16 protein-coding genes are annotated in these 17730 nt (G+C 68.6%); 12 read left to right on the plus strand and 4 right to left on the minus strand.

Going from position 1 to position 17730, the window contains the following annotated elements:
- Positions 1–274 precede the first annotated feature (274 nt).
- Positions 275–622, plus strand: a complete 348-nt coding sequence (locus ACGFYU_RS28905) for a hypothetical protein (RefSeq protein WP_365919171.1) — start codon at positions 275–277, stop codon at positions 620–622.
- Positions 623–736: 114 nt separating this feature from the next.
- On the opposite strand, the gene ACGFYU_RS28910 is transcribed toward ACGFYU_RS28905, so the two are convergent.
- From ACGFYU_RS28910 to ACGFYU_RS28920, 3 genes are all read right to left on the minus strand, one after another.
- A complete protein-coding gene (locus ACGFYU_RS28910) occupies positions 737–1735 on the minus strand; it encodes an aldo/keto reductase (protein ID WP_393830240.1) in 999 nt (332 codons plus the stop codon).
- A 26-nt stretch (positions 1736–1761) separates the two neighbouring features.
- Positions 1762–1965: an acyl carrier protein gene (locus ACGFYU_RS28915; RefSeq protein WP_365919173.1), complete on the minus strand. Its 204-nt coding sequence runs from the start codon at positions 1963–1965 to the stop codon at positions 1762–1764.
- Between the two features lie 119 nt (positions 1966–2084).
- Positions 2085–2870: an arylamine N-acetyltransferase gene (locus ACGFYU_RS28920; RefSeq protein WP_365919175.1), complete on the minus strand. Its 786-nt coding sequence runs from the start codon at positions 2868–2870 to the stop codon at positions 2085–2087.
- 355 nt (positions 2871–3225) lie between these two features.
- Between ACGFYU_RS28920 and ACGFYU_RS28925 the strand changes: the two genes are divergently transcribed.
- From ACGFYU_RS28925 to ACGFYU_RS28965, 9 genes are all read left to right on the plus strand, one after another.
- Positions 3226–3429: an acyl carrier protein gene (locus tag ACGFYU_RS28925; protein ID WP_365919177.1), complete on the plus strand. Its 204-nt coding sequence runs from the start codon at positions 3226–3228 to the stop codon at positions 3427–3429.
- 69 nt (positions 3430–3498) lie between these two features.
- Positions 3499–4719 carry a beta-ketoacyl-[acyl-carrier-protein] synthase family protein gene (locus tag ACGFYU_RS28930; protein ID WP_365919179.1) on the plus strand — a complete coding sequence of 407 codons (1221 nt, stop codon included), beginning with the start codon at positions 3499–3501 and terminating at the stop codon, positions 4717–4719.
- Positions 4720–4783: 64 nt separating this feature from the next.
- Positions 4784–6145, plus strand: coding sequence for an amidase family protein (locus ACGFYU_RS28935; protein WP_393830241.1), 1362 nt, complete (start codon positions 4784–4786; stop codon positions 6143–6145).
- A complete protein-coding gene (locus ACGFYU_RS28940) occupies positions 6145–7428 on the plus strand; it encodes an aminotransferase class V-fold PLP-dependent enzyme (RefSeq protein ID WP_393830242.1) in 1284 nt (427 codons plus the stop codon). The genes ACGFYU_RS28935 and ACGFYU_RS28940 overlap by 1 nt, the downstream gene beginning before the upstream one ends.
- The gene (locus ACGFYU_RS28945; RefSeq protein ID WP_393830243.1) at positions 7425–8822 is read left to right on the plus strand and encodes a cytochrome P450; all 1398 of its coding nucleotides are present in this window, start codon (positions 7425–7427) and stop codon (positions 8820–8822) included. The genes ACGFYU_RS28940 and ACGFYU_RS28945 overlap by 4 nt, the downstream gene beginning before the upstream one ends.
- Positions 8815–10251, plus strand: a complete 1437-nt coding sequence (locus tag ACGFYU_RS28950; RefSeq protein WP_365919186.1) for a cytochrome P450 — start codon at positions 8815–8817, stop codon at positions 10249–10251. Before ACGFYU_RS28945 ends, ACGFYU_RS28950 begins: the two co-directional genes overlap by 8 nt.
- Positions 10244–11461, plus strand: a complete 1218-nt coding sequence (locus tag ACGFYU_RS28955; protein ID WP_393830244.1) for a cytochrome P450 — start codon at positions 10244–10246, stop codon at positions 11459–11461. The genes ACGFYU_RS28950 and ACGFYU_RS28955 overlap by 8 nt, the downstream gene beginning before the upstream one ends.
- A 77-nt stretch (positions 11462–11538) precedes the next feature.
- Positions 11539–12495 (plus strand): hypothetical protein, encoded by a 957-nt coding sequence (locus ACGFYU_RS28960; RefSeq protein WP_365919190.1) that lies wholly within the window; start codon positions 11539–11541, stop codon positions 12493–12495.
- A gap of 11 nt (positions 12496–12506) precedes the next feature.
- Positions 12507–13199 (plus strand): O-methyltransferase, encoded by a 693-nt coding sequence (locus tag ACGFYU_RS28965; RefSeq protein WP_393830245.1) that lies wholly within the window; start codon positions 12507–12509, stop codon positions 13197–13199.
- A 698-nt stretch (positions 13200–13897) separates the two neighbouring features.
- Here ACGFYU_RS28965 and ACGFYU_RS28970 read toward each other — a convergent pair.
- The gene (locus tag ACGFYU_RS28970; RefSeq protein ID WP_393830246.1) at positions 13898–14983 is read right to left on the minus strand and encodes an IS630 family transposase; all 1086 of its coding nucleotides are present in this window, start codon (positions 14981–14983) and stop codon (positions 13898–13900) included.
- 575 nt (positions 14984–15558) lie between these two features.
- Here ACGFYU_RS28970 and ACGFYU_RS28975 point away from each other — a divergent pair.
- Together ACGFYU_RS28975 and ACGFYU_RS28980 are read left to right on the plus strand one after the other, a co-directional pair.
- Entirely contained in the window at positions 15559–16569 is a 1011-nt protein-coding gene (locus ACGFYU_RS28975; RefSeq protein ID WP_393830247.1) for a CinY protein, read from the plus strand.
- A gap of 258 nt (positions 16570–16827) precedes the next feature.
- Positions 16828–17412, plus strand: a complete 585-nt coding sequence (locus ACGFYU_RS28980; protein WP_393830248.1) for a hemopexin repeat-containing protein — start codon at positions 16828–16830, stop codon at positions 17410–17412.
- The last annotated feature ends 318 nt before the right edge of the window (positions 17413–17730 follow it).

Below are 17730 nucleotides of genomic sequence, written 5' to 3' on the forward strand. Positions count from 1 at the left end.
GGGTGCGTGTGTGAGTGGGTTGAAAGCGGTAGCGGACTATGCGGAATGGGTGCCGTTTTCGGCTGCCCGGCACGGCGTGCAGTGCTCCGCGGCGGTGAGGGGGCAGAGTGCGGGGACTGTGGGCCGTAGGGTCCCTGGCTCTCTTCTTGGAGGCTCGATGTCTTCTTGCTCTCGTATGTGGTTCGTGGCCGGGGCGGTGGTCGGGGCCCTTGTACTGGGTGCTGTCCCGGCTGCGGCCGCCGAGAAGGCGAACACGGGTCTGTGTGGTGGCCGGGTGGCCGACTATGTCGGTGCCAGGGCCCTGGATGCGGCGTTCACCGGAACGGTCAACCGTGGCGGCACGGGCGACAGGCCGATGACTGTCACGCCTGTGGCCGCGGGCGAGAATCTTCTCTCCACGACGATCGATGGTGGCCCCAGCGACCACAGCACCATTACGTATGACTTCGCCGTGGTCACCCGCACCTCCGGACAGAGCGCCATCGCCTTCGACACCCCGTGGGGGCGAGCCTACGGATTGACTGTGCAGTGCACGGCCGGAACACGGGTCACCAAAATTACCGGGTTTGTGAAGCCGGCCTCCGGTGAGGAGCGCATCACCTTCCTTGTCGGCCGGGTCTGACGCGCAGCAGCGAGGCGTGTCACGTGCAGGCCGCAATACGGGTGTCGCTCGCGTCCAGACTGCCGAAGGCAGCAGTTGTATGCCAGCCTCGACTTGCTTGCGTCCGGGAGGCGGTCAGCGCGAGACGCTGCTCATGTCCGCATAGCGGTCGCCCGCTACCTGGTCTGAGATCGAGTCCAGGTCGGCCAGTTCCTCCGCGCTCAGCGTCAGCGCCAAGGCCGAAGTGTTCTCCTCCAGGCGACTGGGCTTGCGGGTGCCGGGGATCGGCACCACGGTCAACCCGTGTACGTGCGCCTGCTGATGCACCCAGGCCAACGCCACCTGCGCCGGGGTTGCTCCGTGCGTCGAGGCGATCTCCCTGATGGGCCACAGCAGTGCTTCATTGTGTGCGGCGTTGTCGCCCGTGAGGCGCGGCTGGTAGCGCCGGGGGTCGCTCACCGGAAGGCCGTCGGCGCGGCTGAACGTCCCGGCCAGGAAGCCTCGCGCAAGTGTCGAGTACGGGACGAGTGCCACGCCCAGCTCGGCCGCGGTCGGTACGGCACTCTGCTCGACGTCTCGCGAGAACACGGACCATTCCGACTGGAGTGCCGCGATCGGGTGAACCGCGTGTGCCTCGCGCAGTTCGTCGCCGCTGACCTCGGACAGGCCCAGGTGTCGCACCTTGCCGGCCTGGACCAGCTCTGCCATGGCACCCACAGACTCCGCCAGCGGGATCCGCGAGTCGCGGCGGTGCATGTAGTACACGTCGATGTGTTCCACGCCGAGACGGCGAAGACTCGCGTCCGCGGCCCGGCGGATGTATGACGGGTCGTTGCGGAGCACATAGCGCAGATGGTCGCCGTTGCTTCGCTCGACGCCGAACTTCGTGGCGAGCACGATGTCATGGCGCTGCGCCCGGACGAACGGGCCGATGAGTTCCTCGTTGCCTCCGAAGCCGTACATGTCGGCGGTGTCGAGGAACGTGACGCCCAGCTCCAGGGCCCGCTTCAGGGTGGCCGTCGCCTCGGCGGCATCAGTGCTGCCGTAGCAGCCGCTCATGGACATGCAGCCGAGCCCCTGGACGCCGACGACGGGGCCATGGGCCCCCAGGTCGACGGTGGCGATCGTACCCATGAAATTCCCCGGCTCTCGACGTCGGTTCAGGAGCTGCCGGTCGCGGACAGCAAGGGCATGGTCGGATGGAGCTCGATGTCCCGGGCCGCGCGAGCGCCGATGATGGCCGAGAGCTCGGCCAACGCGAGAGACTCAAGGCCCAGGTCGGCAAAGGTCGCCGCGGGGTTCATCCGCTCCCGCTTCACTCGGAACGTGGTGGCCAGCACTTCTGTGAGCTCGTCGTAGGTCATGACGGACGATCCTGTTTCTGGGCGGGGGAGGGAGGGAACGGCTCCGTCCCCATGGAGCCGCATGACGTTGGCACCGGGCAGGGGCGGGCCGAGCGCATGGACACGGCTCGGCGTGGTCTTCAGTCCTGCCGGTAAAGGGGTGGAAGCCGTTCCAACGTAATACCGAAGTACTTTTCGTAGGCCGGCGCGAGCTCGGATTCCGCCAGTGCGGCCCATTCCTTTTGTGTGCCCTCGATGCGGGTCAGTACGTCACCTCGCAAGGCGAGTGATCCGTTCTCGGTCAATCGCGTGCAGTACACGTGGGTGCGGTGGTAGGACTCGGGTGAACTCCAGACCCACCAAAATCCGGGCATGAAATCCTTTTCGGCCCGGGGGCGTGGCTCGATGCGGAGGATCGGCGAGCCGTTGCGCAGGAGATCAGTGTCACCGTCGGGGCCGGCAACGAATTCGAAGGTGCCCTGTGGATCGTGCTGCGGGCCGGCCAGATCCATCCGCAGGGGATAGCGAGGGCCGAATACGCCCAACCCGACGTCGACGAACCACGGGTACGTGCAGTCGACGACGATCAGGGGGTGGCAGAGCGCGAAACTCGGACGCCCCCCGTTGAACATGTAGGCGCTCAACAATGTGATGCGGAATCCGAGTTCGCGCAGGAGGGAGGACAGAGCCGAGCCGTTCAGCTCCTGGCAGCCGCCGCCGCGGCGTTGCCGTACCACCTTGTCGATGGCGCCGTCACCCAGTAGTGCGGGCTCTCCCAGATGCATGCCGAGGTTCTCGTACGGCACCGACATCAGGTGTTGTTCCTGCAGCTCGCTGAGGAATTCCGGCCCCGGACTGCGGAGTGTCGTCACGCCGATCCGGTCGAGGTATTCCTGGGTCAACTGGGGGTCCAGTCGGGAATCCATTCGATACATCCGTTGGTTCGTCGTGGGTGTGGAAGCCGTGCAGCGATGCTCGTTGTTCGATCATGCACCATTCTCCGCCCAGGTTCGCCCCTGAAGCGCAATGGTCACCCGTCTGTGGCATCACGGCGCAGAGCTGTTGACATGACTGCCCGGCATGTCTGCCGTGGGGGCTGGATTAGTGCGTTGGCGCGGGGTGCTTGAGATCCACTATGTTGCGACCCGCGCGCCTTGAACATGCGAGAAGGGGCGAGCGGATCGGTTATTCATTTGTATTTTCGGATGCCCTCTTGAATCTGGGGGGCGAAACCTGTTCTCTTCTTCCTTCTCCCCCGCTGACGGCAGGAAACGGGTCACCATGACGTACTACGAGCTCACCGACATGCTGGCGACCAAGTTCGGGGTGGCGCGGGACAGGATGTGCCCGGAGGCGACCTTCACCGACCTGGGCCTGGAATCGCTCGCCGTCGCCGAACTCTCGGTCATCGTGAGCGAGCACACGGAGCGGGACACCGAGCTCCTCCCGGGCATGTCGCTGGCCTCCGCCGCTGCGGCTTGCTGACAAGCGTCCCCGGCCCGGGCACCGGGCTGGTACGACCGCCGGATCAGAACTCTCCACCGAAGGAATCTCATGACGCACGTGGTCGTCACCGGCCTGGGGGCGGTGACCCCTGCCGGCTTCGGCATGGAAGCGACCTGGGAGGCAGTGTGCCGGGGTGATTCCACGGCCGCCACCGACCCGGCACTGTCCGGAATGCCCGTCACCTTCAGCTGCCGTGCACCCGCCGTCGAGCACGCCGTCGATCCCATGGCCCTGTGGCGCCTGGACCGCAGCTCGCAACTCGCCCTGGCCGCCGCTCGTGAAGCGATTGCCGAGGCCGGCCTCGACCCCGACACGTGGGACGGTCCGCGCATCGGAGTCGTCATCGGGTCCAGTCTCGGTGGCGCTGCGGTCTGGCACGACCAGCTGGGCAAGCTCAGCACCCACGGTCCCGGCCGGATCTCTGCAGCCTGCCTTCCGATGCTCCTGACCAACACCCCCTGCGGTGAGGTCGCACTGGCCATCGGCGCCCGCGGTCCCAGCCTCGCCCCTGTCACCGCCTGCGCCACCGGTACCACTGCCCTCGCCGTGGCGCACGACCTGCTCGTCACCGGTCAGTGCGACATCGTCCTTGCCGGCGGCGCCGAAGCGGGGACCACCCCGCTCGTCGTCACCGCGTTCCACCGGTGCGGGGCTCTGGCCGCGAGCAACGACGACCCTGCCACCGCATCACGCCCCTTCGCCCCTGACCGCTCGGGCCTGGTGGTCGCCGAGGGCGCGGGCGTCCTCGTACTGGAACGCGCCGAGACCGCCAGGGCCCGCAACGCACCCGTCCGAGCGGTTCTGGCCGGCTGCGGACAGAGCACCGACGCCCATCACCCCACTTCTCCCCGCCCGGACGCCGCCGGAGCCCAGCAGGCCGTCGAGGCCGCGCTCCGGCACGCCCGTCTGGCTCCCGAGGCGATCGGGCACGTCAACGCCCATGCCACTGGTACCCGGCTCGGTGATGCCGCCGAAGCCCTCATGATCGGCCGCCTCTTCCCCCACCGGCCTCCCGTCACCTCCGTCAAGGGCAGTCTCGGCCACGCGCTGGGTGCAGCAGGCGCGATCGAGGCTGCGTTGACCGTCCTCACCCTCGAACGTGGCCTCGTACCCCCCACCGCGCACACCGATCAGGCTGACCCCGCCTTCGACATCGACCTCGTCACCAAGACACCTCGCGAGCGCCGCATCGACACCGCGGTCAGCACCTCCTTCGGGTTCGGTGGGCACAACGCCGCAGTCGTCCTCCGGCACCCCCATGTCTTCTAGGGGGCGCGCGGGCACACGCACGGTCTCTGAGGCGATCGAGGCGGTGGCACGGGGCAGCTCCACGGTGGTGGAACAGGTCCGCCGGTCCGCAGGGGCCGAGCTCCGGCACCGCCGCCTGAGCGCCTTCACGCAGCTCGACACGGCAGCGGCGCTCGATGCAGCTGCTCGGCTCGACGACCAGGGTGACAGCCCGGAGCTGCCGCTGCGGGGCGTGGTGCTGGCGGTGAAGGACAACATCGACACCGCGGGGTTCGCCACGACGGCGGGAACACCGGCCCTCCGCGAGCACCGGCCCCTGCTCGACGCCCCGGCCGTACGGGTCCTGCGCGAGGCGGGGGCGGTTGTGCTGGGCAAGACCAACATGCACGAGCTGGCGCTGGGAGTGACCAGCGACAACGCGACCTTCGGGCTGGTACGCAATCCCGTGCGGCCGGACCGGATCGCCGGTGGCAGCAGCGGGGGTTCCGCGGCCGCGGTGGCCGCGGGGGTGGTGACCGCGGCCCTGGGAACCGAAACGGGCTGCTCTGTGAGGTTACCGGCCGCGCTGTGCGGCTTGGTCGGGTTCCGGCCCACCGTGGGCGCCTACCGGGTGGAGGGCGTCGTGACCGTGTCCTGGACGCGCGACACCATCGGCGTGCTGGCGCGCAGCGTCGATGACGTACGAGTCCTGGACCGCGTCATCCGTTCGTCAGCCGGCACACCGGAAGTCAGTCGGCATCCGGGCCTGCGGGGACTACGCCTGGCCTCCCCCCGGACGACGTTTCGGCAGGGCATGACGACGGCGCTGCGAGCTGTGTTCGAAGCCCGGCTCACCGCCTTGGAAGAGGCAGGTGCCCGGATCGTCGAGAGCGACCTGCCCGCAGGCGCGTGGGAGGTCTCGGGTGAATGCGGGCTGCCGATCCTGCTGTACGAGACCTCCCGCGGTGTCGACCGCTACCTGGCGGCACACGCCACCTCGCTGCGGTTCCACGATGTCGCCGCGCGCGTGGCCGCCCCCGATGTCGCGGGGCTGGTGCGCGGCCTTTCAGGCGGGGACATCGAGGACGCGTACGCGGCAGCGCTCGACCAGCGGGCACACCTCGGCTGTCTGCTGCGCGGATTCCTCGAGGATCAGCGGCTGGACGGCATCATCGTGCCCACCAGCCCGATCCCCGCCCCCCGGCCCGCGGTCTTCGACGAGTCGGCCGACCGTTACTGGGCCACGTTTCGGACTTTGGCCCGTAATACCCACGCGTCCAGTCTGCTGGGCTGGCCCGCCGTCAGCCTTCCTGCGGGACGGGACGACGAAGGGCTTCCTTTCGGTATCGACCTGCAGTTCCCGCCCGGCACGGACAGCGCGCTCCTGTCGGTCGCGCGAGCCTGCGAGGAGACATGGCGGGACGCCGGGTGGCGTCCGCCCACACATGACGAGGGAGAGGAATGGTGATGATGTCCGTCGGTGGCACGACGACCATGGCGCCGCCTGTCGAGGCCGGTGCGCGGGGTGGCCGGGAGGCCGGCCCCGATTGGGACGAGGTGCGTGCGCAATTCGCGCTCGACCCGGCGGAGGCACATCTGACGTGTTGCTTCCTCGCGCCGCTCCCGCTGCCGGTCAGGGAAGCGGTGGAACGCCACCGCCGCGCCTTCGAGCGCAACGTGCTGTGGGCCGAGAAGGACCTGTACGGCATCCACAACGGGCTGCAGGGCGATGTCGTACGAGCCCTCGCCGAGTACATTGGCGGCAGGCCGGAGGACATCGCGCTGACCGCGAACACCACCACCGGACTCGGGGTCGTGTACAGCGGTCTGAGGCTGCGCCCGGACCAGGAGATCGTGCTCAGCGTCCACGACCACCTGGTTCACGAAGAGGCGGCGCGATTCGCCACCCGGCGGCACGGTGCCACCATGCGGTCCATCCGGCTCTACGACGATCCCGCACACGTCACCCAGCACGAGATCGCAGAACGCGTTGCGGCGGCCATCGGACCGCGAACACGAGTGGTCGGTCTCCCATGGGTGCACTCGTGCACCGGGGTGAAGGCCTCCCTCCCCCTCCTCGCGGAGGCCGTCGCCGTCGCCAACGAAGGCCGGGCGGACGAGGACCGCTGCCTACTGGTCATCGACGGCGTGCACGGGCTCGGAGTGGAGGACGTCGATGTCGCGCGCACCGGCATCGACTTCTTCGCGTCCGGGACGCACAAGTGGATTCTCGGCCCGCGTGGCACCGGATTCGTGTGGGGTACTGAGGACGCGTGGGCCCAGCTGGAACCGGTCTTCCCGGCAATCATCCTCGACCGCGACTACTGGCAGGCCCTCAAGACCGATGCCGAACTGCCACCGACCAGGGCCGCATGGATGTCGCCAGGGGGATTCCAGGCATTCGAGAACCGGTTCGCCGTGGCCGATGCCGTGGCCTTCCACCAATCCCTCGGACGCGACCGTGTCTCGACGAGGATCGCCGAGCTGAACTCCTCACTGCGACTGCAAGTGCACTCGCTCCCCGATCTCGAACTGGTCAGCCCCCTGGAACAGTCCGTGGCGTCCCAACTGGTGTGCTTCCGCCACCGAGACCTCCCTGCCCGTGAGGTGCTGCGCTTCCTGGCGGAGCGCAAGGTATACGGAACCATCACCCCGGAGATGCACGATCCGGCCGCACGACTGTGCGCGGGGCTCATGAACGGCCCCGAGCACATCACCGCTGCGATCAACGCACTCGCGGAACTCCGATGATGAAGCGCATCGTCTTGATCGCCGCGGGCACGGCCGTCGCCGCCAGCCTGCCGAGCTGGCTGCCGCGCCTGGTCATCACCGCACGCAACCGCGTCCTCGCGGCTGCGGGGAGCACGGAAGGCGTCACCATCCCCGGACCGCGCATCGGTGCCGACCGGCTGAAGGATGTCTACACCCATCCCCACGCCCACGGGCGCGGCCCTGGTTCGCAGCTCTCCGACCTGATCTGGTACCTGATCCATCCGGTCGGCCACGTCCACCAGGAGCACATGTCCTCCGGGCCGTTCCACAGCGAGCTCGCGGCCTGCACCCGGGGAATCCTCGCGGGCTCCGGGGCGGACGTAGAAGACCTCGCCCGGCGGTGTGCCCGCCGGGTACTGGACGGGACGGATCCCGCGCGCCTGAGAGGCGTACGCCTGCGGGACCTGGCGATGGAGATGACGGCCGAGTTCTTCCACGAACTCGTCTTCCGAACCCCCTGCCCACCCGGGGCACGGGGACTGATCACCGCCAACGCCGACGATGCCCTGGGCGCGACCAAGTTCACCAGGCTCCGTCACCTGGACCGGCGGGCCGCACTGACCGCCTACCTGCTGGAACGGATCCGAGTGGGTGCGATCTCCAGCGACCTCCCGGCGTCCCTCGACGACGAACAGCGAGCGCTGTACCTGCACGGCAACATCTTTGGGACCGGTGTCGCGCAGCTCGCCGAGGGGCTGACCCACCTCCTCCTGGTCCTCGCGCACCATCCGGAGGTTCAGCAGCGGATGGCGGACGAGCCCGGGGACACTGCCTTCTATGATCGTGCGATCAACGAGTCGCTGCGCATGTACCCCCTGTTCGGCATCTCCCAGCGCATCACCACCGGCCCCGTCGACATCGGCAGCGAATCCCTTCCCGCAGGATCCGTACTGTTCTTCGACTACGAGGCATATCACCGGTCAGGGTTCACGGACCCGGACCGTTTCGACCCCGACCGATGGCTCACCTTGTCTCCGAAGGACGCCACCTTCATCCCTTTCGGCGTCGTCGGGAACCGGCCCTGTCCCGCCCGCGGGCTGTCCACCGTGTTCTTGCGCGCGGTCACTGCCGACGTCCTGCCCCGTTTCGCACTGCACTCCAGTGCCGGCCACACCCGCTCCATGCCCAACCGAGCCCCATGCATCATGCTCCCCCGCACCCCCGCCTCGCCACGCCCCACTGCCGCTCTCAAGCTCATGCGGGTTCGCGACGACTGGGAGAACGTCGCCCGAAGCCTCACCCAACTGGTCCTCGGCTGCGTCATCGTCGCCGAAGCGCGCAGCCAGAAGCTCTGCCAACGCCACCACGAGAAGCCCGGCGTCGGCACCCACCACGCGCAGCCGAAGCGAAAGACAGGCACCCGGCATGCCTGACACCCGTGAGTCCAGGGGATCCGACGCGGGATCCGGTCTGACCGAGTTCGGCACGACCGACACCTCCGTGGGCGTCGCCCCGCAGCGGGGCCGCCTGCCCCGCATGGTCGTCACCGCACGCAACCGTGTGTTCTCGGCAATCAACGGCGACGACAGCGTCGCCATCCCGGGCCCTCGTGTCGACGCCTCCCGGCTGCCGGAGGTCTACGCACACCCGCATGCCCATGGGCGCGGCCCGGGTTCAAAACTCTCCGACCTCATCTGGTATTGGTTCCACCCCGGCTCCCAGGTGCACCAGGAGCAAGCGTCGTCCGGTCCGTTCCACAGTGAGCTCGCACGGTGCACACGAGGCATCCTCGCCCTTGCAGGGCAGGACGTCGACGCCCTGGCCCGCGCCTGCGCCCGTCGGGTGATGGAGGGGATGAACCTCACAACCTCCAGGACGTTGCGCTTGCGGGACCTGGCGATGCAGATGGCCGCCGAGTTCTTCCACGAGCTCGTCTTCCGAACCCCCTGCCCACCCGGGGCCCGGAAACTGATCACTGCCAACACCGATGACCTGCTGGGAACGCTCAAATTCAGCACGCTGCGTCACTTGGACCGGCGGGCGGCCCTGACCGACTACCTGATGGAACGGATCCGGGTGGGCGGGGTGAACTGTGACCTGCCGCCATCGCTCGACGACGAACACCGCGCCCTGTACCTCCAGAGCAACTTCTTCACCACCGGTGTCGCACAACTCGCCGAGGGCGTGAGCCATTTGCTGCTCGCCCTCGCGCACCACCCGGAGATCCAGCAGCGGATGGCGGACGAGCCCGGGGACACTGCCTTCTACGATCGTGCGATCAACGAGTCGCTGCGCATGTACCCCCTCTTCGGCATCTCCCAGCGCATCACCACCGGCCCCATCGACATCGGCAGCGACACCCTCCCCGCAGGATCCGTACTCGTCTTCGACTACGAGGCGTACCAACGCTCCGGATTCGAGGATCCCGACCGCTTCGACCCGGACCGGTGGCTCAGCCTGTCACCGAGGGACGCGACCTTCATCCCCTTCGGCGTCGTCGGGAACCGGCCCTGTCCCGCCCGCGCACTGTCCACCACGTTCCTGCGTGCGGTCACCGCCGAGATCTTGCCGCGTTTCGCGCTGTACTCCAGCGCCGGCCACACCCGCTCCATGCCCAACCGCGCCCCCTGCGTCCTGACGCTCCGCACCCCCGCCTCGCCGCGCCCGACAGGCGTCCTGCGGCTGATGCGGATCCGCGACGACTGGGAGAACCTCACCCGAAGCCTCACCCAACTCGTCCTCGGCTGCGTCATCGTCGCCGACGCGCGCAGCCAGAAGCTCTGCCAACGCCACCACGAGAAGCCCGGCACCGGCACCCACCACCCCCAGCCGAAGCGAAGGACAGGCACCCGACATGCCTGACACCCTCCAGGCCTTTGAACTCACCGACCATGCGGCACCGGTCCCGAGCAACGGCTGTCCGGCTGCGCCGGACTTCTATCCCTGGCTGGATCCGGCGGAGACCGCCCTGCGCCTGGCCCGGCAACGGGTGGCACCGGTCGTGGTGCCGACCGGCGAGCGCATGTGGCTGGTCTGCGGCCACTCGGAGGCGCTCCAAGCCATGGCGGATCCCCTGCTGTCGCGGGCCGTCGCCGCCAAGCGCTCCGTCGCAGCGACCCCGGCTCAGCTCGCCCGCCGCGGAGGACAGCCCCACGACTCCGAAACGCACCTGGTCTTGCGCCGCGCCCTCGCCCCGGCGTTCACCGCACGCCAAGCACGGACTCTGTCACCGTGGCTGGAGCAGACCGCGCATCGCATGGTGGCAGACCTCTGCGTCGCCCGGCCCCACGCCGACGTCGTCGCTGGGCTCGCCCGGCCCCTGCCCATGGCAGCCGTCAGCAGGCTGCTCGGCCTCGACCCAGACCTCCTTCCCCGGATCGCGGCCGATGCCGACATCTCCGCTACCGAGCGGGCGACCACCCAGGAGATCGCCGCCGCCTTGGCACGCATCACGTCCCGGGTGATCGAACTCATCGAGCAGCGCCGACGGAGCCCCCAGAGCACTCTCCTCGACCGGCTCATCACCATCTCCGACGACGGTGGCCTGCCCGACACCCAGCTGGCGGGCCTCGTCCGCGACCTCGTGATCGTCGGTTGGCACGAAACCGCCCGCCGTATCGCCACCGGCATCCACACCCTCCTGAGCCACCCCGACCAGTACCGCCTACTGCGCAGTGACCCGTCACTGATCGCCCGGGCCGTACAGGAACTCCTGCGTCACGAGAAGTACCCCAGTGACCTGGCCCCTCGCGTCGCGACCGGTGACACCCGCATCGCCGGAGTGCGCATCCCCGCCGACGACACGGTCGTCGTCTCCTCGTACGCCGCCGACCACGACCCGTTGGTCCATCCGGACCCCGAACGACTCGACTTCACCCGGCCCGCGGGCCCGCTCCTCGCCTTCGGGCACGGCATCCACTACTGCCCCGGCAGCCACCTCGCCCGCGCCATCCTCGCTGCTGTCCTCACCGCCCTCTCCAGACACCCCCCTCTCACCCTCGCGGGCGCGCCACAGTGGCGCCACGGCTGGGTCGCTCCTTCCCTGCACACGCTGCCCGTCGCCCCCGAGTGATGCCAGGCCGGCGGACCGCCACCACATCGACACCCTCTCCGGCCAATTGAAACCACCCCGCCAGGAGGACCCCACTCATGCCGACTGCTCCGCCGACCCTCCGTGGCGAAGCCGAGGGGAGCCCCGACCTCCCGGTTGCCGGTGCGGCCGATGAGCTCGTGCTGCCCATGCCCGGAGCCGGTTTCGTCTCCTGCTCCACCGCCTCCCGCAACCCGGCAGACTGCGCCCGGTCGCTCCAAGAGCACCAGCGGCTGCTGGAGCAGGCGGGGCACCCGCACCCCCCAGCCCTGCTACGGGCCCCGGCAGACCCGGACCAGCGCACCCGCCACCGGTGGCTCGTGGGACACCAGGTTGCCTTTGCCGTCTGGCGGCTGCTGGCCGACGTACTGCGGGCGCTCCTGGAGGGCCGCACGCCCCGGCCCCGGCTGATCCGCCGGGCCGCTCGGCTGTACGACACGTACTCGCTCCTGCTCCTCTACGCGGGAAGCTGCTCGGCCCAGCGCTACGCCGCCACGGTGCGGGCCGACATGGCCGCCCTCGACCCCGCCTTCAGCGGGCAGTGGACCCGCGACCACACACCGGTGCTCGAACTGCAGCGGGAGGTGCGCCGAGCCTTCCCGGCGGCCTCCGTCGCCCTCCTCACCCGAGCGGCCCGGCTCAACCACCGCGTGCACATGACCGTCGCCGAACTGCTGGTGCCCGACGGGGTCTCCCTTCTCCAGCAGACCGGCCGCGACGCGGCCCAGAAGCCCACCGAAGCCGAGCGCGAATTGTCCGACGACTACTTTCGCGTACGCCGGCGCCCCCTTTGCCGCGACGGATTTGCTGCCCAGATCGTGCTTCGGCTCGCTCAGATCAGGTGCGACATCGCCGCCCACGGCCTGAACTCGGAGAGCCCGATCGCCGCCCCGCAGCACCCCGCCATCCGCGGGCTGCACGACGAGGCGACCGAACTGCTCCTCCACCTTGCCGATACGGCCACCGAGTACGGCGGCCATCCCCTCCTGCCCTCTCCATCCCCGCACGCCCTGTGAACGGAGTACCGATGACCGCCCTCGCGGACACCCCCAAGACCGTCCTGCTCGCCCCCGTGCTCCACCGCTACATGCAAGAGCAAGCCGAACCTCCGACCACGGTCCAGCTCGACCTGATCGAACGCACCCGCGCCCTCGGCGGCCACGCCCAAATGCAGATCCCACACGAGCAAGGAGTCCTGCTCACCCTGCTCGCCCGCCTGATCGGAGCCCGACGCATTCTCGAAGTGGGCACCTTCACCGGATACTCCACCCTCGCCCTCGCCCTGGGCACCACGCCTGACGGCCGGGTGATCACCTGTGATCTGTCCTCGGAATGGACCGACATCGCCAAGGAAGCCTGGGCGGCGGCCGGCGTTGCGGACCGTGTGGATCTCCGCCTGGGCGACGCCGCCGAAACATTGCGCGCCTTGCCCGACGAGCCCGTGTTCGACCTCGTCTTCATCGATGCCGACAAGCCTTCCTACGTCGACTATTGGGAGCAGCTCGTCCCGCGCGTGCGCCCTGGTGGGCTTCTGCTCGCCGACAACGTCCTGTACGCGGGCGAAGCAGCCCATTCGCAGGCCACCGGGAACGCAGCCTCCATCCGGGCCTTCAACCAACGCGTTCAGGCCGATGACCGGGTAGAGGCCGTCATGCTGCCCGTCGCCGATGGGCTGACCCTCGCTCGTAAGCGGGACAGTCGGGACCGAGAACAGTCATAACCAGACGACACCGCCCCGCGAGTGCTTCGGTGTCGCCCCGGACGGCCGGCTGTGCCAGAACCAGGCAGGCAACTATGTGGCGGCGGCGTACGGGACCACGTGGTCGAGGGGGCGGGAGTCTCTGCCTCGAGGATGGCGGTGAGGCGGCTCTGCAGACCGTCGGCCCACGGGGCGAGGAACGGGTACTCGGCTACGGCCTCGTTGCTCCGTGTCAGGTAGGAGTGCAGTCGGCGCCAGTGCTCATGGCGTCCGGAGCGGAGATTTCGGGCGCGGTCGTACCACTCCCGTTCCTCGTCGCGCAGGTTCAAATCCTTTCGTCCCGACAGCGTTTACGCAGTCGGAGGCCGTTCTCTCACACATGGGAGGACGGCTTTTTCCATGCCCGGAGTGCTGGTGGTCGCAGCCGTTCCAGCCATGCCCGTCGGTCGTTTCGCTTCTGGGAGGTGCGGTCGATGGTGTCGACGGCTTCGCGGGCGGCCTGTTGGGTGAGGTGGCTGTAGATGTCGGCGGGTAACGCGCCAGGATGGTCGGCTTGAGCACGAGCGCCTTGGCGGCCAGCCAGGTGCTCAGATAGTCGTCGACACTCTGGTTCGGGTCGGCGTTGAATCCGCCGGCCTCGCCCTCGAGGAGCCTCCGCAGTGCCCCTCGGCCGCGTCCTGACTATGCGTTACCAACAGTAGTCGCCTGTCGCTCCACGGCTAGTGATCTGGTTCGGAGATACGTGAGCAGTAGCGGCAGATGCGATCGAGGATCTGGTCGGCGGTCTTGGTCCACTTGAAGCGCCGGGCGTCGTCGTTCCAGACCTTGATCCAGTTTTCGAGTGCGGTCTTGAGGTCGTCGAGGGAGCAGAACACTCCGCGTTCGAGGCAGCGTCGTTGCAGCTCGGCGGACCACCGCTCGACCTGGTTGATCCAGGACGAGTAGGTGGGGGTGAAGTGGAGCTGGAAGCGGGGGTGCGCGAGGAACCACTTGTGCACCACGGGTGCCTTGTGGGCGGAGAGGTTGTCGCAGATGACGTGGACCGCCAGGGCCTTGTCGGTCTGGCGGTCGATCTCGTCGAGGAAGTCGCGGAAGTCCACGGCCCATTGCTGCGCGGACAGTTTCGTGATCACCTTGCCGGTCGCGGTGTTCAGGGCGGCGAACAGGTCGACGGTGCCGTGCCGGACGTAGTCGAAGCTCCGCCGCTCGGGCACTCCCGGGATCATGGGCAGTACCGGGGCGGTCCGCTGAAGGGCCTGGATCTGCGGTTTCTCGTCCACGGCGAATACGACGGCGTTCGCCGGCGGGGCGAAGTAGAGGCCGACGACGTCGCGGATCTTGTCGATGAGGAACGGGTCCGGGGAGATCTTGAAGGTCTCGGTCCGCCACCGCTGGAGGCCGAAGGCGTGCCAGATCCGCAGCACACTCGCCGGGGAGATGCCCACGACCTTGGCCAGCTCCCGCTTGGACCAGTGTGTCCCGCCGGGAGGTGTCTCCTCCAGGGTGCGGACCACCACCTCTTCCACCTGGGCGTCGGTGATGGTCCGCGGCACCCCGGGCCGCGGTTCGTCCGCGAGCCCGTCGAGGCGGTCCCGCAGGAACCTCGTGCGCCATTTCGCGACGGTGCCCCGGCTGATCCCCAGCCGGGCGGCGACCGCCAGGTTGGGGCCGCCCTCCGCGCACGCCAGCACGACCCTCGCCCGCAGGGCCAGACCCTGCGCGGTCGTGCGGCGCTTGACCCAGTTGCTCAACACCTGCCGCTCGGTCTCACTCAGGACCAGCGGCTCCAGCCTGCTGTCACCCACAACCGACAGCAGACCGAAGCCAACCGGCACCCGTCAGGCAAACCTGCGAACTGGTACACAAAGCGACTCACGTGGTGCCCAGCGAACTCACAACCAGATCACTAGGGCCGAGTTGACGCTGCTACCGAAGCCTCGTCCGCCTTCGAAAACCGCACGTAGAGCTTTCTGCCCTCGGTCGTTTCGATCAGGGCGTAGTGGTACGTGTCTTTTTTTTGCTACCCATCGGGCCTCCAGCCCGTTGACCCGGTGGCTGCGACGAAGCCGAAGGCTCCGTCCCTTCATGGGTAGCGCACCTGTTCCGGCTCTCCGGCCGACGGCACGGTTCAGGAGACGCGGTGCACCCGAACGAGCGCGTCGTGCACCACACGTGCCGCACCGCCGGTTGGCCCATCTACTGATCGTTTCTGCGGTGAATGCTGAGCCTCAGCCGGGTGAGTTGCGCTCCCGGGGCCTGTGCGCGGGGACCTCGGCACCGCTACAACCCACGCGTGGCGCGGTGAGCGCCGGTCGCATCACAGTCAGGTTCGCGCGCCACCGTGTCCGGCGGCGCGCCCGTTCGTGTTCGGAGGCACACCATGAGCGATACCGCTCGCATGGCATTGACTACCAGGACTCCCTCGTTCCGCTGCCGCTACCTCGCCTGGGCGGCGGGCGCCGTCCTTGCATCTGCGCTCCTCGGCCTGGCTCCGATGGCGCCGCCCGCGTACGCGTTCACCGGTGGGAACCACGAGCGCATCACGCGCGAGGCGCTCGACGGCTTCGAGCCGGTGTCGCTGGACTTGCTCGCCAACGCCAAGAGCGGTGCGATCGTCGCCGACGATCAGGGCCCCTACTTCGACCTGGGTCCCATGCACTGCGACAACGCCGACTTCCTCCAGAGCCCCCCGGGTGCCGCGCCCTACCCGCGTACCCGCGAGCAGGCCACCGACGAGCTCCTGGCGTGCGTTGGGAGCTCCGTCGCCCGGTTCAAAAGGGCCCTGTCCCTCGCCGACGGCCTCGTCGACCCGGACGGCCGCGTCCGGGCCAACCAGGTGGACCTGTTCGCGCCGTGTGACTTCGACGACAGCGATCGGGGCACGGCCAAGTGCAACGTCCTCGAACACCTCGGCCGGGGATGGCATCCCATCGAGGACTTCTACTCGCACAGCAACTACGCCGACGAACACGACCCGACCCGGCCCGTCGGCGTGACCAACCCCGTTGGGTTGCACCGCACCGCCGTGGCCCCCTTCTTCGACATCCGCCGCTACAGCACCCTGGGGACGAACGCCTGGCGGGCCCAGGCGGCCCGCTTGATCCCGCGGGATCTGACCACGGGTTGCTACAAGGACTTCCAGTCCGACTACACCCTGGCCGACTGCACCGGACGCGTCATGCACGACGAAACCCTGGCCAAGGACGCCGCCGGCTCATCGCGGTCCCTCATCGGTGACAACTTCAACAAGGCGCGCACCCTGGCCACACGTGACATCGCGCGCCAGTGGGATTTGTTCCGGGCCGCACTTCTCGAACGGTACGCGGCCAAAAACCGGGGCTCCGTCATGGTGTGTGCGATCACGCACGACCATCCCGACCGGGACTGCTGAGCCGGTCATCCGTCCGGCCGGGGCCGCTGCCTGCCCCGGCTCGTGGGTCGTAGCTGAAAGGTTCCGTCAACTCGCCTGAAAATCAGGCCTGTTGGTGATCGCGTGTGGCGAGCCGGGCAGACTACTGGGCTGTACGGGTGGTCATGTCCATTGCAGGAACGATCAAGCTCCGGGCGATTCTTCCTCGCGTCGGACGGGTGTGGAACTTTGACGCTGCAAGTCCACAACCGACCGAGACACTCAGGAGGTGTTCGGCAAATGGTGACCGCACCAGTGCTCTGGAACAACGACAAGGCGTACCTGTTCGACGGCGGGAACTACTACCGCTACGACGTCACCAAGGACAAGGTCGACCCCGGCTACCCGATGCGCATCGCAGGCAACTGGACGGGCCTGTTCCCCTCTCGCGTCGACGCCGGCATCGTGTGGAACAACGGCAAGGCGTACTTCTTCCGTGGCACCGAGTACGTCCGCTTCGACATGACGGCCGACAAGGTCGACGAGGGCTACCCGAAGAAGATCGCCGCCCACTGGCAGGGGCTGTTCCCGGATCACATCGATGCCGCCGTGATGTGGAACAACGGCAAGGCGTACTTCTTCCGCGGTTCCGAGTACGTCCGTTACGACTTGACGGCCGACAAGGTCGACGAGGGGTACCCGAGGCCGATCGCCGGCAACTGGCCCGGCCTGTGGGACTCGGATCTCGACGGCGGCGTGGTGTGGAACAACGGCAAGGCGTACTTCTTCCGCGGTTCGGAGTACGTCCGTTACGACATGGCGGCCGACAAGGTCGACGAGGGGTACCCGAAGCCGATCGCCGGCAACTGGCCCGGCCTCCCGTAAGCGGGGTTCCAGGGCGTCCACGACCCGCCCAGTGCCCACTTCCCCCGTGCTGAAGGAAGCCCCACGGAGGAATCGTCGACGCTGCCATCCACACCGCAGTGAAGGACCAGCGACACCGCCTATGCGGTGTGCGTCCGCGACGACGGCTGAAGGGCTCCCGCACCTGGCAACGCTGCGGTGGCCGGGTATCGGCAACGCCGGCCGGGGGGCGGGGGCCCCGCCCCCCCCCCGGGGGGGGCCCCCCCCCCCGGGCCCCCGCCCCCCGGGGGGGGGGGGCGCCCCCGGGGGGGGGGGGCCCCGCTGCCGAGCGGGGGGGCG

The sequence above is a fragment of the Streptomyces sp. NPDC048337 genome, from assembly GCF_043201175.1.
GTDB lineage: Bacteria > Actinomycetota > Actinomycetes > Streptomycetales > Streptomycetaceae > Streptomyces.